This is a genomic window from Microbulbifer variabilis, assembly GCF_052467165.1.
Map to the genome: position 1 here is coordinate 4,691,570 of NZ_CP174301.1, position 14,448 is coordinate 4,706,017.

General features: G+C 52.5%; 11 protein-coding genes. 9 read left to right on the top strand and 2 right to left on the bottom strand.

Going from position 1 to position 14,448, the window contains the following annotated elements:
• Positions 1-103 precede the first annotated feature (103 nt).
• The 9 genes from pdhA (at position 104) to ACJJIP_RS20900 (ending at position 11,098) form a co-directional block, all read left to right on the top strand.
• A complete protein-coding gene (pdhA, locus tag ACJJIP_RS20860; protein WP_020413913.1) occupies positions 104-1,195 on the top strand; it encodes a pyruvate dehydrogenase (acetyl-transferring) E1 component subunit alpha in 1,092 nt (363 codons plus the stop codon).
• Positions 1,195-2,190 (top strand): alpha-ketoacid dehydrogenase subunit beta, encoded by a 996-nt coding sequence (locus ACJJIP_RS20865; protein WP_020413914.1) that lies wholly within the window; start codon positions 1,195-1,197, stop codon positions 2,188-2,190. Before pdhA ends, ACJJIP_RS20865 begins: the two co-directional genes overlap by 1 nt.
• Positions 2,187-3,422 carry a dihydrolipoamide acetyltransferase family protein gene (locus tag ACJJIP_RS20870; RefSeq protein ID WP_444945919.1) on the top strand — a complete coding sequence of 412 codons (1,236 nt, stop codon included), beginning with the start codon at positions 2,187-2,189 and terminating at the stop codon, positions 3,420-3,422. Before ACJJIP_RS20865 ends, ACJJIP_RS20870 begins: the two co-directional genes overlap by 4 nt.
• A gap of 121 nt (positions 3,423-3,543) precedes the next feature.
• The gene (locus ACJJIP_RS20875; protein WP_026305148.1) at positions 3,544-4,317 is read left to right on the top strand and encodes a DeoR/GlpR family DNA-binding transcription regulator; all 774 of its coding nucleotides are present in this window, start codon (positions 3,544-3,546) and stop codon (positions 4,315-4,317) included.
• 44 nt (positions 4,318-4,361) lie between these two features.
• The gene (gene glmS, locus ACJJIP_RS20880; RefSeq protein ID WP_444945920.1) at positions 4,362-6,191 is read left to right on the top strand and encodes a glutamine--fructose-6-phosphate transaminase (isomerizing); all 1,830 of its coding nucleotides are present in this window, start codon (positions 4,362-4,364) and stop codon (positions 6,189-6,191) included.
• A 24-nt stretch (positions 6,192-6,215) separates the two neighbouring features.
• Entirely contained in the window at positions 6,216-7,061 is an 846-nt protein-coding gene (locus ACJJIP_RS20885; protein WP_353375860.1) for an alpha/beta fold hydrolase, read from the top strand.
• A gap of 193 nt (positions 7,062-7,254) precedes the next feature.
• The gene (locus tag ACJJIP_RS20890; protein WP_444945921.1) at positions 7,255-8,274 is read left to right on the top strand and encodes a zinc-binding alcohol dehydrogenase family protein; all 1,020 of its coding nucleotides are present in this window, start codon (positions 7,255-7,257) and stop codon (positions 8,272-8,274) included.
• Between the two features lie 275 nt (positions 8,275-8,549).
• Positions 8,550-9,365 carry a class II aldolase/adducin family protein gene (locus ACJJIP_RS20895; RefSeq protein WP_020413920.1) on the top strand — a complete coding sequence of 272 codons (816 nt, stop codon included), beginning with the start codon at positions 8,550-8,552 and terminating at the stop codon, positions 9,363-9,365.
• Between the two features lie 113 nt (positions 9,366-9,478).
• Positions 9,479-11,098, top strand: a complete 1,620-nt coding sequence (locus tag ACJJIP_RS20900) for a Na+/H+ antiporter (RefSeq protein WP_026305151.1) — start codon at positions 9,479-9,481, stop codon at positions 11,096-11,098.
• Positions 11,099-11,143: 45 nt separating this feature from the next.
• On the opposite strand, the gene ACJJIP_RS20905 is transcribed toward ACJJIP_RS20900, so the two are convergent.
• Both ACJJIP_RS20905 and ACJJIP_RS20910 read right to left on the bottom strand, forming a co-directional pair.
• Positions 11,144-13,000: a monovalent cation:proton antiporter-2 (CPA2) family protein gene (locus ACJJIP_RS20905; protein WP_020413922.1), complete on the bottom strand. Its 1,857-nt coding sequence runs from the start codon at positions 12,998-13,000 to the stop codon at positions 11,144-11,146.
• Positions 13,001-13,013: 13 nt separating this feature from the next.
• Entirely contained in the window at positions 13,014-14,321 is a 1,308-nt protein-coding gene (locus ACJJIP_RS20910; protein WP_020413923.1) for a cation:proton antiporter, read from the bottom strand.
• Positions 14,322-14,448: the final 127 nt, after the last annotated feature.

The following is a 14,448-nucleotide window of genomic DNA, read 5'->3' on the forward strand; positions in this document are numbered from 1 at the left end:
TCTCCGGTGGGATATTGAATTCCGGCGGAGGATCCCTTCTCGCGCACTCTGTGCTGATACCCATCCATTAAACTTGCGCATCGGGAACACAAGGAATGGCCCGATGCACAAGCCAAGAATGCAACTGCTCGCCAGCTTTGATATTGCCTCGTTAGAGTATTTGGATGAACGTGGACATACGACCCAGGCGCTACCAGATTTTGCTACCCCCGATACCCTGGTAGCTTTTTATCGCCAGATGGCCCTTGCCCGATTAGTGGACGATCGCGCGGTAAAAATGCAGCGCACAGGCCAGCTCGGTACCTACCCGTCCAGTCTTGGGCAGGAAGCTATTGGCGTAGGTGTCGGTGCAGCCATGGCAAAAGAGGATGTCTACTGCCCAAATTACCGCGAAACCGGCGCCCTGCTGGAGCGGGGTGTCACTATTCAGGAAATCTACGCTATTTGGGGTGGGGATGAGCGCGGTCAAAACTTCCGCCACGCCCGCGAGGATCTGCCTCTAAGCGTTCCCATCGCCACACAAATGCTGCATGGGGCTGGGGTCGCTTTCGCCCTCAAATACAAACATGAACAGCTTGGTGAGCCTATGCGGGTTGCTGTTACTACTGGTGGGGACGGATCAACATCGCGTGGGGATTTCTACGAGGCTATCAATCTTGCGGGAGACTGGCAGCTGCCTCTGGTGGTGGTGATCAATAATAACCAGTGGGCTATCTCCCTACCCCGCTCCGAGCAGACTGCTTGTAAAACCCTTGCGCAAAAAGCGATCGCTGCAGGCATACCCAGTTTACAGGTCGATGGAAATGATGTGATTGCGGTGCGAGAGGCTGTCGGGGATGCCGTGGAACGAGCACGCAGGGGGGCGGGTCCGTCTATGGTTGAGGCGGTCAGCTATCGTTTATGCGATCACACCACCGCTGATGATGCCAGTCGTTACCAGCCAGAACAGGCTCTGAAGGAAGCCTGGTCGCGGGAGCCATTGCGTCGTTTACGCAGCTATATGCAGGCTCATGGGTTCTGGGGGGATTCCCAGGAAGAAGAAATGCAAAGGGAGCTGAACCAGGCGTTGGAAAAGGCGGTGCAGGAATACCGGGACACTCCCAGGGATGCAGCTACCGCGATCTTTGATCACCTCTATGAAACTCTGCCCGAGGCCTTTCTGGAGCAGTATCAACAACTGCGGGGAGAAAACTGATGGGCGAGATCACGCTTGTAGAAGCCATCACACAGGCTCTGGCCTTTGAATTGCAGGCGGATCAGAGGGTGGTGGTGTTCGGCGAGGATGTGGGGGTAAACGGAGGCGTGTTTCGAGCTACTGAAGGGCTGCAGGATAGGTTTGGAAGTGCCAGGGTTTTGGATACGCCTTTGGCTGAAACCATGATTGCAGGGATTGCCATTGGTATGGCTGCCCAAGGATTGCGCCCCGTGGCGGAGTTCCAATTCATGGGATTTATCTATCCCGCACTGGACCATATCCTCAGCCACGCTGGCCGCTACCGAAACCGCACTCGCGGACGCTTGTCTTGCCCCATTGTATATAGGGCGCCTTACGGTGGCGGTATCCATGCTCCAGAACATCACTCGGAAAGCACCGAGGCCCTTTTTGCCCATATTCCCGGATTGCGCTTAGTCGTGCCCTCCTCTCCGGCGCGGGCTTATGGGTTGTTACTGGCGGCCATTCGCAATCCAGACCCGGTTGTATTCCTTGAACCGAAGCGCATTTACCGTGCGGCGCGCCAGGAAGTACCGGATAGCGGTGATGCTCTGCCACTGGATCGAGCATTTGTTTTACGGGAGGGTACTGATGTCACTCTGATCTCATGGGGGGCCTCCCTCAAGGAAACTTTACAGGCTGCTGAGCAACTCGCTGAAGAAGGTATTGAAGCTGAGGTGATTGATCCCGCCACCTTAAAGCCACTGGATATCCACACCGTAATTGACTCCCTGGAGAAAACACACCGATGTGTGGTTATACATGAAGCTGCAAGATTTTGTGGCCTGGGGGCTGAAGTGGTGGCGCAGATTAACGAATATGCCTTCGACCTGCTACATGCTCCAGTTCAGCGTGTCACTGGTTACGATACCGTAATGCCGTACTTCCAACTGGAGGATGAATATCTGCCGGGAGCCCCGAGAATTTTGGCTGCGGTGCGCAAAGCACTCGATTATGCCAATGGAGGTGCAGTATGAAAGTTTTCACCCTGCCGGATCTTGGTGAAGGGTTGCCCGATGCGGTTGTGCGAGAGTGGCATGTTAGTGAAGGAGATACGATTGCCGCCCATGAAAGCCTGGTGACGGTTGAGACTGCCAAGGCACTCGTGGAGGTGCCAGCTCCCTGGGGCGGCAAAATTGAGAAGCTGTTTGCAGCTGAGGATGAAACCGTCAATGTAGGCGAACCCCTGGTTGGGTTTGTCACCGCTGGTGAGGATATCGGGGGTGAGGAGATATCGCCCGGGAGCTCCGAAGAAGCCCCTGGTGTGATTAAAGAGCCTGCTCAAGCTGCAGAAGAACCTAGCTCCCACCTTGATGGCGGCACAGTTGTCGGCAAGTTGGAGCAGGGGCGAGATGTCCTGAGCGCGGAACAGTGGTTTTCAGAGGGCCCCAGGCGGCTGGCTACACCCTCAGTGCGTGCCTTGGCTCGGCGTTTGGGGGTGGACTTGCAGCGACTCTCAGAAAACGGTGCCCTGGTGACTGAATCCCAGGTGCTTGCATCGGTAGGCTCCAGGGAGAAGATTGCCAGAAAAGTTAGCCCATCCTCGCCGCCTTCCTCTCCCAGCAAAAGTACTGCAACCGGGAGCCAGCCCGAGACGATTATGTCGCCGGCACGGCGGGCTATGGGGCTTTCCATGAGCCGGGCGCGAGACCAGGTAATGCAAATTACCCTGTGTGATGATGCAGATATCTCCAGCTGGTGGGGCAGCGCGCCGGCCCTGTTGCGATTGGTACGTGCTGTGCAAGCTGCTTGTACAGTTGAACCGACCCTCAATGCTCTCTACCAGGAAGGTCAGCTGGCTCTCCAGAAGGGTGTGAATATCGGATTGGCAGTGGATTCCCCGAGGGGCCTATTTGTTCCAGTACTTAGGGATGTGGGGGGGCGCTCGGATGAAGAGCTATTGCAGCAGGTTGCAGATTTTAAGCACCAAGCCAGGGAAACCGGTATTGCACAAAGCGATCTACAGGGAGCGACGATACTTTTATCCAATTTCGGCACTATTGCTGGCCGCTACGCCACTCCGGTTGTATTGCCCCCAACGGTAGCGATTGTCGGTGCTGGGCGGGTTTGCCAGGGAGTCGTCATTATTGATCGCTGGCCAGCTATGCGCCCTCTGCTGCCTCTCTCAATCAGCGCTGATCACAGAGCTGTAACAGGTGGAGAATTAGCGCGTTTTCTTCAGGCTATGTTACAGGCTCTTTCCCGCTAAATATTGATCACGCAATCATCCCCCAATAACTCTCCGGTAAATATCGCCAGAGAGGAAAATAATGTGGGAACTTATCTTTCGTTTTGCTATCTTTAAGTTTCGAAATGAAAGATAGCCATTTATGTCTAAACGCAATACACAGCAACGTCGACACGGCATCATGAGCCTTCTCAATGAGGCGGGAGAGGCTAGTGTCGAGCTGTTAGCACGACGCTTCGAAACTTCAGAGGTTACGATCCGAAAGGATCTTACCGCTATGGAAAATCATGGGCTGCTACTGCGTCGCCGCGGAGGCGCCATCCCGGTGCCACGGGAACTGGTAGTAGAGGAAGGGCCCTCAGAGGTTAAGCGTGTGATCGGCCGTGCAGCGGCGGCACTTATTCCCGATCACCACCGTATCGTGATCGATTATGGCCGCACCACCGCGGCAATGATTCCTGAACTGGAGCGTAAGCGCGGCCTGGTGGTGATGACCAACTCCCTGCATGTAGCTAATGCTTTGCGTGAACTGGAAAACGAACCGACGCTGCTTATGACTGGAGGCACCTGGGACCCCCATTTTGAGGCGTTTCAGGGCAAGGTGGCAGAGCAGGTGTTGCGAGATTACGACTTCGACCGCGCCTTTATTGGAGCCGATGGAATAGACCTGAAGCGCGGTACTTGCACATTTAACGAGCAGATTGGTTTATCGCGTGTGATGGCAGAAGTTGCTCGCGAAGTCGTGGTCTTGGCTGAATCCAGCAAAGTGGGCAGGCGTATTCCAAACCTGGAACTGCCATGGGAGCAAGTAGATACCCTGGTTACTGATACAGGCCTGAGTGACGATGCACAGCAACAGCTTGAGGGTCTGGGAGTGCAGGTAATCCGTGCTGCAGCCTCCAGTAGAGCTAAATGAGCAGCAGAATTAAATAAAAGAAATTGATTTATTAGGAGATAAACATGTGTGGAATTGTTGGCGCCCTCGCGCAGCGCAATGTAACTGAAATTCTACTAGAAGGATTGCGCCGCCTGGAATATCGCGGCTATGACTCTGCGGGAGTTTGCCTGCGCAGTGATGATGGCGAACTACAGTTGCGCAAGAGTCTGGGTAAGGTTGCTGACTTAGAAGCCAAGCTTCAAGCTGAGCCCGCTGAGGGCCATCAGGGGATTGCTCACACCCGCTGGGCCACCCACGGGGTTCCATCCAATGAAAACGCTCATCCACATATGTCTGGACATATTGCTCTGGTACATAACGGTATTATTGAAAATCACCAAGCATTGCGTTCAGACTTGCAGGATAAAGGTTATAAATTTGCCTCAGATACTGATACAGAGGTGGTCGTACATCTAATTCACTCTCTGAGTAAAGATGGTCATAGTCTGGTGGACGCCGTAGCTAAAGCAACACAGATGCTTGAGGGGGCCTACGCCCTCGCTGTTATCAGCAGTGAAGAGCCGGAAGTTATGGCTTGTGCGCGCTATGGCAGCCCTTTGGTTTTAGGTGTTGGTATTGAGGAAAATTTTATTGCCTCTGATCCTATGGCTTTACGCCAAGTTACCGATCGCTTTATCTTCCTTGAAGAGGGCGATGTTGCTGAGGTGCGTCGCAGCGGTATTTCTGTGCGGGACAGGCAGGGGGAAGAAGTTAGTCGTCCAGTGCACAAGCTCGATGGCGGTCATGACGTAACTGACAAGGGTCGCTATCGCCACTATATGCAGAAAGAGATTTTTGAGCAGCCGGAAGTTGTGGCGGCAACTCTGGCGGGACGTATTGGTGACCACTCGGTGTTATCCCAGGCGCTGGGTACTCGCGCTCAAGAGATCTTGCCACAGGTGCAGCAGGTGCAGATTGTCGCCTGTGGTACCAGCTACCATGCGGGTATGGTTGCGCGCTATTGGTTGGAGGATTGGGCCGGGGTGCCCTGTTCCGTAGAGGTGGCCAGTGAGTTGCGCTACCGTAAAACGGTAGTACGTCCAGGTACCCTGTTTGTAACCATTTCACAGTCTGGAGAAACTGCCGATACTCTGGCGGCTTTGCGTCAGGCTCGGGAACTCGGCTATCTGGCCTCCATGACCATTTGTAACGTACCCAACAGTTCCCTGGTGCGTGAATCTGAATTGTCCCTGATGACTGAAGCAGGCCCGGAAATTGGTGTAGCCTCTACAAAAGCCTTCACCACTCAGCTGGTAGCCCTGCAATTATTCTGTATTGCCTTGGCCAAGGCCAATGGCCTCTCATCTGAGCGAGAGGCGGAGTTAGTGGGAGCTCTGCATAAATTGCCGCAGCTGATGGAAGACTTTACCGATCTGGATAAGGTGGTTAAGCACAGCAGCGAGGCTTTTGCAGAGAAAAACCACGCACTGTTCCTTGGACGTGGTGTCGAGTTCCCAATTGCCCTGGAAGGGGCATTGAAGCTTAAGGAAATCTCCTATATTCACGCCGAAGCTTATCCGGCTGGGGAACTCAAGCACGGCCCCCTAGCACTGGTAGATGCGGATATGCCAGTAATTGTTGTGGCACCAAATAATGAATTACTGGAAAAGCTCAAATCTAATCTGCAGGAAGTGCGTGCACGTGGCGGCCAGTTATTTGTTTTTGCCAGCCCCAAAGCAGGCTTTGCTAGTGAGGAGGGGGTTACCGTGATTGAAGTACCGGATTCCCCAGAGAGCTTGGCGCCAATTCTCTACACAGTACCCTTGCAGTTGCTTAGCTATCATGTGGCGGTACTGAAGGGCACCGATGTAGATCAGCCGAGGAACTTGGCTAAGTCAGTTACCGTAGAGTAAATCCCACATGGCCACGGATGGCTTATGAATGAACCTGCTGAGCAGTTTGCATTTACTACTTCGGATGGTGTGACTCTCCGTTATCTGCAGGCAGGTTCCGGTCCCACTCTATTAATTCTGCATGGCTGGTCCCAAGGGGCTGCCCTGTTCAAGTATCAGCTCGCCGGATTGAGCGATCGTCTGAGGGTGATCGCACTGGATATGCGCGGCCATGGCCTCTCTGATAAACCCTCATATGGTTATCGAGTTGCGCGTTTGGCCAAGGATCTGCAGGAGCTGATTGAGGCTCTAAGGCCAAACCCACTCTACCTGCTCGGTCATTCGGCCGGGGCCTCAGTTATCTGGAATTACCTGGAGATGTTTGGTGATTCCTTGGTTTCAAAATTCATCTTTATCGACGAACCCGCTGCCCTTCTCGCCGATCCCGGCTGGTCGGAAAAGCAGTGTTTGGATGCCGGGGCAATTATCACACCCAACGGGCTCTACCAGTTTACCAACCGTTTGATTGGACCCGGTGGAGAGCTGGCCACCCGGGATATTTTGATGTCCATGGTGACCCCTGCAATGACTTCACAACAGAGGGAAGAGTTGGTTGCGGTCAATTTACAATTCCCCCGCGCACTGGCGGCACGCCTATTTGTTGACAATGTTACCCGCGATTGGCGGGATTTTATCCCCCGTATTGAAAAACCCACTTTGATTATTTTTGGGAGGGCAAGTCCCCATCCCGTGGAGTGTCAACAGTGGATTCATAAGCAGATAAGAGGCTCGCGACTGGAGATTATCGAAGCTTCCGAGGGGGGAAGTCACTTTGTGTTTCTGGAAGCGCCGGACAGATTTAATAGTCTGTTGCGCGATTTTCTGAGCTAGTTCCAAAAAATTTTCCCGGGCCGTTCTCGGTATGTCGCGCTGTGCTTTCGTGGGAAGGCATAACGCTTTGTTAGCCGCTTGAACTTTATAATATTTTTTGAAACTCCTTACACTTTTGGGCGGTTTTTCTATTGGGTAACGGTGCTTAAGATGGAGCCATCTCAACGAAGCTATATAAGTAGGAATTTGCACCATGATGAAGGCCGTAGGTTATCAACATTCCCTGCCCATTTCCGATGTTCAATCACTGCAGGATATTTCTCTGCCGGTTCCCAAAGTGTCTGGGAGAGATTTACTGGTTGAAGTTAGTGCGATATCGGTAAACCCTGTGGATACCAAGGTGCGCTCCAGGGCGACGCCAGCTGAGGGGCATTGGAAAGTTCTGGGGTGGGATGCGGTAGGAATTGTTAAAGAGATTGGCCATGAGGTTTCTGAGTTTACCGTTGGTGACCGTGTTTGGTATGCGGGTGATATTTCCCGCCCAGGTAGCAATGCCCAGTATCAGTTGGTAGATGAGCGTATCGCTGGCCGTGCGCCGTATAGCCTGGCTGATGCGGAAGCCGCTGCCCTGCCCCTGACTGCTATTACCGCCTGGGAAATGCTCTTTGATCGTTTACAGGTAGAGACGGGTAAAGGGGCCAATAGCAAGTCCATCCTGGTAATAGGTGCCGCTGGGGGCGTGGGCTCTATTTTGGTTCAGCTGGCGCGATGCCTGACCAACCTTACGGTAATTGGCACAGCTTCACGGCCGGAGACGAAAGCCTGGCTGGAAAGCCTGGGGGCGCATCAGGTTATTAATCACAATAATCCTTTGAGTGAAGAGTTGGCAGGTGCCGGGCTTGATGAGGTCGATTATGTCGTTAGTCTTAACAATACGGAAGATCACCAAGCTGAGATTGTAAAGTGCATAAAGCCCCAGGGTAAGTTTGCCTTAATTGATGACCCCAATTCGCTCGATGTGATAGCGTTCAAGCAAAAGAGCATCTCGTTACACTGGGAATTTATGTTTACCCGCTCACTATTTGAAACTGAAGATATGGGCGCGCAACACCAGTTACTCAGCGAACTGTCTGAATTGATTGATGGCCGGTTAATTAAAACTACTCTTGGCCAGCATTTTGGGAAAATAAACGCAGAAAACCTGCGCAAGGCTCATGCTTTTATCGAATCCCAGGCAGCCAAGGGAAAAGTTGTCCTGGAGGAATTCGATTGAATCATCGGAACAATAATTTTCGTTAAAGCGTTTTTCAGATAAAATTTTTCTTAAAAAATATGGGGCATAGTGATATGTCCCATACTTTTTAATCAGCAAAAAAGCTTGGTTGTTATGCAAAAAAATACACGACAGATAAATCTTAATTAAAGGCATAAAAGTCATTTGCTTAATTGGCTTTATTTTAAAAAAGTTATAACACTTCCTCTCGCTTAAAATAGATATTACGTGCTATAACCGGCTTTCGGAATTTTTCTATTAGAGAGATCCAGCAGATGAGTACTGTAGAAAAAATAAGAAAAAAAACAGGCATTGATGCTGCGGTTATGAATGGCGACATCAGTATGTTGCTGGGAGATCCATTATTACCACCGGCGCAGATACGCGAAGAGAGGAAAAGAAAACTGACAGCTGCTTTTCGATTATTTGGAAAGTTTGGCTACGATGAGGGAATAGCCGGCCACATTACCGTACGGGATCCAGAATTTGAGGATCATTTTTGGGTAAATCCCATGGGGGTGGCTTTCCAGAAAATACGTATGTCGCAATTATTGCTGGTCAATCACAAAGGTGAGGTGGTTGAAGGCAATGGTTATTTAAATGGGGCAGCTTTTACTATTCACTCTCATATTCACCGAACCCGTCCGGACATTGTCGCAGCGGCACACGCACACTCCCTATACGGTAAAAGCTGGTCTACCCTCGGACGTTTGTTGGACCCTATTACACAGGATGCCTGTGCTTTTTTTGCTGACCACGGGCTTTTGGATACTTTCTCCGGTGTTGTGCTGGAGATGGGAGAGGGAGTAGCCCTGGCAAAAGCGCTAAGCCATTACAAAGCACTGATATTGCAGAACCATGGCTTGCTTACTGTGGGGAAAACTGTGGATGAGGCGGCCTGGTGGTATATTACTATGGAGCGTAGTTGCCAGGCGCAATTAATGGCCGAAGCGGCTGGAAAACCAGTATTAATTGACCCGGAAGTGGCTATCCGGACTCGTGCAGTGGTGGGTACAGAACTGGCTGGACTATTCAGCTTCCAGCCTTTGTATAGTGTGATCTGTGAAGAGCAGCCGGATATGTTTGATTAAGTAGGCATGTATTGGGTATTCACAGTTTCCTATACTGGCTGAAATGATTAGCCCGTTGGATGTCGGGTTAAATGCCGCTATGCGGTGAGCCTTTCAAGGATCCTGAGTGGGCGATGCACTATCTCGTTCTTGCGCTGCTTTTACTATTGGTGGTGGCACTTAGCCTTATTGTCGCTCGTATCCTTCCGCTACCCATCCCCCTCCCATTAATACAAATTGTTGGCGGCGTTATCCTAGGTGGGGTTTTCGGTATCGAGATACCGCTCGACCCGGAAATTTTCTTTCTTCTTTTTATTCCTCCCCTGCTATTTCTTGCCGGTTGGCGTATTCCCAAGGGTGCTTTTTTCCGGGATTTGGGGTTGATTGTAACCCTGGCTGTTGGTCTGGTGGTTTTTACCGTAGTGGGCATGGGCTTTTTTATCTATTGGCTGGTGCCGGTCATCCCTGTTGCCGTAGCTTTTGCTGTAGCGGCGATACTCGCGCCCACAGACCCGGTTGCAGTTTCAGTTGTGCATGGTGGTAATGCCATGCCAGCGCGGCTGGAACATATTCTTGCTGGGGAGTCCTTGTTCAACGATGCGTCGGGACTGGATATTTTCCGGTTCGCAGTGGCAGCCGCGATGACCGGCAGCTTTTCCTTTTCGCAAGCGGTGGGTGGTTTTGTCTGGGTTGCAGTGGGCGGCATAGCAATTGGAGCCGGAGTTGCTTTTATTTGCGGATATTTGTTGCGCTGGCTGGTGCGAATAGGTGGTGAGGACTCTGCAATACAGATACTGGTGAGCTTATTAGTGCCATTTGCCGCTTATATGGCAGGTCAAAGCCTACAGGTATCCGGGATTCTGGCAGCGGCAACGGCAGGTATTGCTACTCATTACACTAATCTACACGGCTCGGAAATGTCCACGACACGTATGGATCGCCGCGCTGTGTGGAAGACTGTGCAAACGGTATTGGATGGGATTATTTTCGTTTTACTCGGTGAGCAATTGGTTCGACTGGCAGAGGCTGATCTCGCCGGTGCAAGGCATACCAGCCTCGGCATGGTGGCTCTATATATCCTGGCAATATCTTTGGTACTGCTTTTACTGCGTTTTATCTGGGTGTGGGTATCTCTCTATTTTTCCCGTTTTCGTCGGAGCATACGCTCACTTTCAGCACACTTGATATTGGTCAGTGTATTGACTGTGTCAGGGGTACGGGGAGCGATAACCCTTGCAGGAGCTTTTTCCCTTCCTCTTCTGTTACCTGACGGCTCACCCTTGCCGGGGCGGGAACTGGCGCTGGCTATTGCCATGGGGGTAATCCTTTTTTCACTGTTGTTGGCCAGTTTTGCACTTCCCTTGTTGCTGAAGCATTTGCCGGATACACCGCAACTGGCAGCGATTGGCGATGAGCGAGGTGCAAGGATGTCAGCGGCTAAGGCGGCAGAGGAACGCTTGATAATACTACGCAGTACTATCAATGCGCATTGGGAGCACAAAGATGTTGCCTATGAGGCGATTGATCACCTGTTGGAAGTCTATCGTCGCCGTATCAGTACTGGCGAGGATGAAAATGAGGAACAGGTATGGGTGCGCGCGCGAGTCGAGCGTAATTTCCGCCTGGCGGCTCTTGCCGCTGAGCGCAAGCAACTTTTTACCCTGAGAGTGCGCAGGGAAATCGATGATGAACTCCATCGCAAGTTGGTAATGGAAGTAGACTTGGTAGAGGCGAGCCTGATGTCAAAAGGCTAGAAAGTCTCCAGGTCCGTGCCATACCCGTTCAACTCCTCGGCAACCCTAAGGCTTCTCTGTCTCTGGTTGCGCTTCTTCCCAGTAGTGATCCAAGTGGAGGTCTTTGTCGCGTCTGTCCTGCTGTAGTGCCTGTAACAGCTGTTCTCGATAGATTCGGGCTTGGGCTATGTGCTGGGTTTCATCGCGCCAGTAGGGAAATAGAGCCTCCAGCATACGCTCGTCGTGTTGTTTGAACTTACGTGCTGCTCTACGCGCCTGCATCGGACTAAGGCCGAGTAATATTAAGGCCTTCTCACCAATTGCCAGTGCCGAATCCACGGTCTCACGAAAGATATATTTTACTCCGGCCTCCATCAGTGCATATTGGTGCATGCGGTTGCGCGCCCTTGCGAGAATAATCAAATGCGGGAAATGCTTTTGCAGCTGGGCGATAATTTCGAGAGATGCGGCCTGGTCGCTCAGTGTCAGGATAACAAGACGTGCATTTTTGGCACCGGCAGCACGTAGCAAGTCCTCTCGCGAAGCGTCCCCGTAGTAGGCTTCTATGCCATAGCGACGCACGAGATCCAATTGTTCTGCATTGCGCTCTAACAGAGTAGTGCCGAAGCCGCAGGCGTTGAGCAGGCGCCCAGTGATCTGCCCAAAGCGACCATAGCCGATAATAATTACCGGCGAGCCATGGTCTACTGGTGGGGGGGTATCTACCTCCACAGGGCTTTCAGGCCCAACCAGAAAGCGTGGCTGGATAAATTGTTCGAATATCAATAGCAATACCGGGGTGAGTGCCATAGTCAAGGCAATCAAAGCAACCAGCAGGCTGCTGGCACCGGCATCCAGGACCTGGATCTGGGTGGAGAAGGAGACGAGCACAAAGCCGAATTCCCCCGCCTGGGCGAGGGATAGGGCGAATAACCAGTCCTCCCCTTTCGAAAGGCGCATCATGCGTGCAAGGCCAAAAAGAACGGCAAACTTAACCAGGACCAGAGTGATGACAAGGCCGAACAACAGCAATGGGTTCTCGGCAATCTGGGCGAAGTTCAGACTCGCGCCAACGGCAATAAAGAACAGTCCTAGAAGTAGCCCTTTGAACGGCTGAATATCCGCTTCCAGTTCATGGCGGAATTCACTTTCCGCCAGCAGCACTCCGGCCAGGAAGGTACCCAGTGCCGGTGATAGATCCAGCCAGGTCATTACCGCTGCGGCGGCGAAGACTATTAACAGGGCGGTAACGGTAAACATCTCGCGCACCTGGCTGCCCGCGACCAGGCGCAGCAATGGGCCGAGTAGGTAGCGGCCGCTAATCGCAAAAGCGGCAATGGTGCCGATCACCGCAGCAGCATATTGCCAGCCACTCAGGCCACTGGCGTGGGCTTCGGCGGGAGTGCCGGCAAGTAGTGGTAAAAGTGCAAGGATGGGAATAACGGCAATATCCTGGAACAGCAATACTGCGAAGGCACTGCGCCCCCCCTGGGTTTTCAGCAGCCCTTTTTCGCTGAGGGATTGCAAAACAATAGCAGTTGAAGAAAGTGCCAATATCAGTCCGATAGCAACCGCTGAGCGCCAATCTAAGCCAAATAAAAGCAGGGCTACCCCGGCAACAGCGGCAGCGGTCAATAGGAGCTGGGCGCTGCCTGTACCGAGAATGGCTCCCCGCATTTGCCACAGCTTTTTTGGCTGTAACTCTAAACCGATCAGGAACAGCATCAGGGCCACCCCAAACTCGGCCACGTGCATCTCGTCGCTGGCATCGCCCACCAGGCCCAGGGCACTGGGCCCTATCGCGACTCCAGCGAGCAGATAACCGAGTACTGAGCCGAGGCCGAGACGGGTTGCGATGGGTACGGCGATCACCGCCGCAGCCATAAAAATGACGGCTTCTACGAGGAAGTTAGAGTGTTCCATTGATGAATTATCGCTATTTGGCGGTGTGTTGCTGGTTGGAGCCCACTGTACTTTCGGGCTCGGCAAACTCTCGGCTGCGGCGAATTAACGGGGCTATGGTAGAGCCCTGCACCACGATAGAAAAGAGCACCACGCCGTAGGTCATTACCACCCAAAGGTAACGCAGGTCCTGCCCTTGTACAAAAGCGCTGCCAGCTGGGATGGACATAGCCAACGCTAGAGCCAATCCCCCTTTGAGGCCACCCCAAATCAGTATCCGGTTGGTATAGGGGTGATAGCGACGGCGCCTCTTCAGGTACAGGAAGGGCACTCCCACCGCCATGACCCGGGCCAGCAGCACTATCACAATTGCCATTACCATTAGCAGGTAGTCTGCGGGTCGTAGGTCGATGGTGATCAGGAACAGGCCCACCAGCAGGAAGAGCAAGCCGTTGAGAAAATCTTCTGTAATATTCCAAAAATTATCCAGCTCATGCTGGCTCACACGGGAAAAGCCCCGTTCACGGGTGAAGTTACCGATAATAATGCCGCTTACTACCATCGCCAGGGCTCCGGAAACACCGAGGATATTCGCCAGCGAGAAGCCTGCAGTCGGGATCACCAGGGTTAGCAATAATTCCAGACTGTGGTCGTCGGTGCAGCAGATCAACCAGTGAAAAAGCCCGCCGATAATCAGGCCAAGCAAAATACCGCCGATCGCCTCCACGATGAATAGCTCGGCGACTGCGGGAACAGTCGGTTGGCCGCCCTCAAAGGCCAGGGCATAGATCACAGCGAAAATCACTATGCCAAAGCCATCATTAAACAGGGACTCCCCCTCTACCTGGATAGATACCTGCTCGGGTGCTTTCAGGTTTTTCATTATTGCCAGCACCGCGATGGGGTCTGTAGGAGATATTAGTGCGCCAAATAGCAGGCAGTAAACAAAGGCGACTGGCATATTAATCAACATAAGAAACCAGTACAGCAGTGCCCCTACCACAAATGTAGAAATCAGGGTGCCGACGATCGCCAGCAGGCCAATTTCGATTTTCTGGTTACGCAGTGCCAGCAGGTCGATATGTAAACTGCCGGCGAAAAGCAGGAATCCCAGCATGCCCTTCAGCAGAATATCTTCCAGGTTGAGCAACGGCAGTAGTTGATCTGCCCAGGTGCGCAGTTCGACCACACCCAATTTGCCCAGACCAGTCACTATAAGAGACAGTGCCAGCGCACCCGCGGTGATTGCGATAGTGGTTTGCGCGCGCAAAACGTACTGGTTGAGGAAGCCGAGAAAAACCGACACAGCGGCAAGAAAACAAAAGGTGTAATAGACTTCCATGCCGTGCGTGGACTCCAGGGGTGAAATTTCCGGGATTACTCCCAACCCTCAAAAAGGAGCAGTGGTACCTGCTCTCTCAGCGGGCAAATTTATCAATTGTGAGCGTGCCGTTATTGTAGCCGTGCGA

Bases quoted from the DNA above. Each gene is read 5' to 3' on its own strand.
- pdhA (WP_020413913.1), top strand. From the start codon at position 104: ATGCACAAGCCAAGAATGCAACTGCTCGCCAGCTTTGATATTGCCTCG.
- ACJJIP_RS20890 (WP_444945921.1), top strand. From the start codon at position 7,255: ATGATGAAGGCCGTAGGTTATCAACATTCCCTGCCCATTTCCGATGTT.
- ACJJIP_RS20875 (WP_026305148.1), top strand. From the start codon at position 3,544: ATGTCTAAACGCAATACACAGCAACGTCGACACGGCATCATGAGCCTT.
- ACJJIP_RS20905 (WP_020413922.1), bottom strand. From the start codon at position 13,000: ATGGAACACTCTAACTTCCTCGTAGAAGCCGTCATTTTTATGGCTGCG.
- ACJJIP_RS20910 (WP_020413923.1), bottom strand. From the start codon at position 14,321: ATGGAAGTCTATTACACCTTTTGTTTTCTTGCCGCTGTGTCGGTTTTT.
- ACJJIP_RS20895 (WP_020413920.1), top strand. From the start codon at position 8,550: ATGAGTACTGTAGAAAAAATAAGAAAAAAAACAGGCATTGATGCTGCG.
- ACJJIP_RS20865 (WP_020413914.1), top strand. From the start codon at position 1,195: ATGGGCGAGATCACGCTTGTAGAAGCCATCACACAGGCTCTGGCCTTT.
- ACJJIP_RS20870 (WP_444945919.1), top strand. From the start codon at position 2,187: ATGAAAGTTTTCACCCTGCCGGATCTTGGTGAAGGGTTGCCCGATGCG.
- ACJJIP_RS20885 (WP_353375860.1), top strand. From the start codon at position 6,216: ATGAATGAACCTGCTGAGCAGTTTGCATTTACTACTTCGGATGGTGTG.
- glmS (WP_444945920.1), top strand. From the start codon at position 4,362: ATGTGTGGAATTGTTGGCGCCCTCGCGCAGCGCAATGTAACTGAAATT.
- ACJJIP_RS20900 (WP_026305151.1), top strand. From the start codon at position 9,479: ATGCACTATCTCGTTCTTGCGCTGCTTTTACTATTGGTGGTGGCACTT.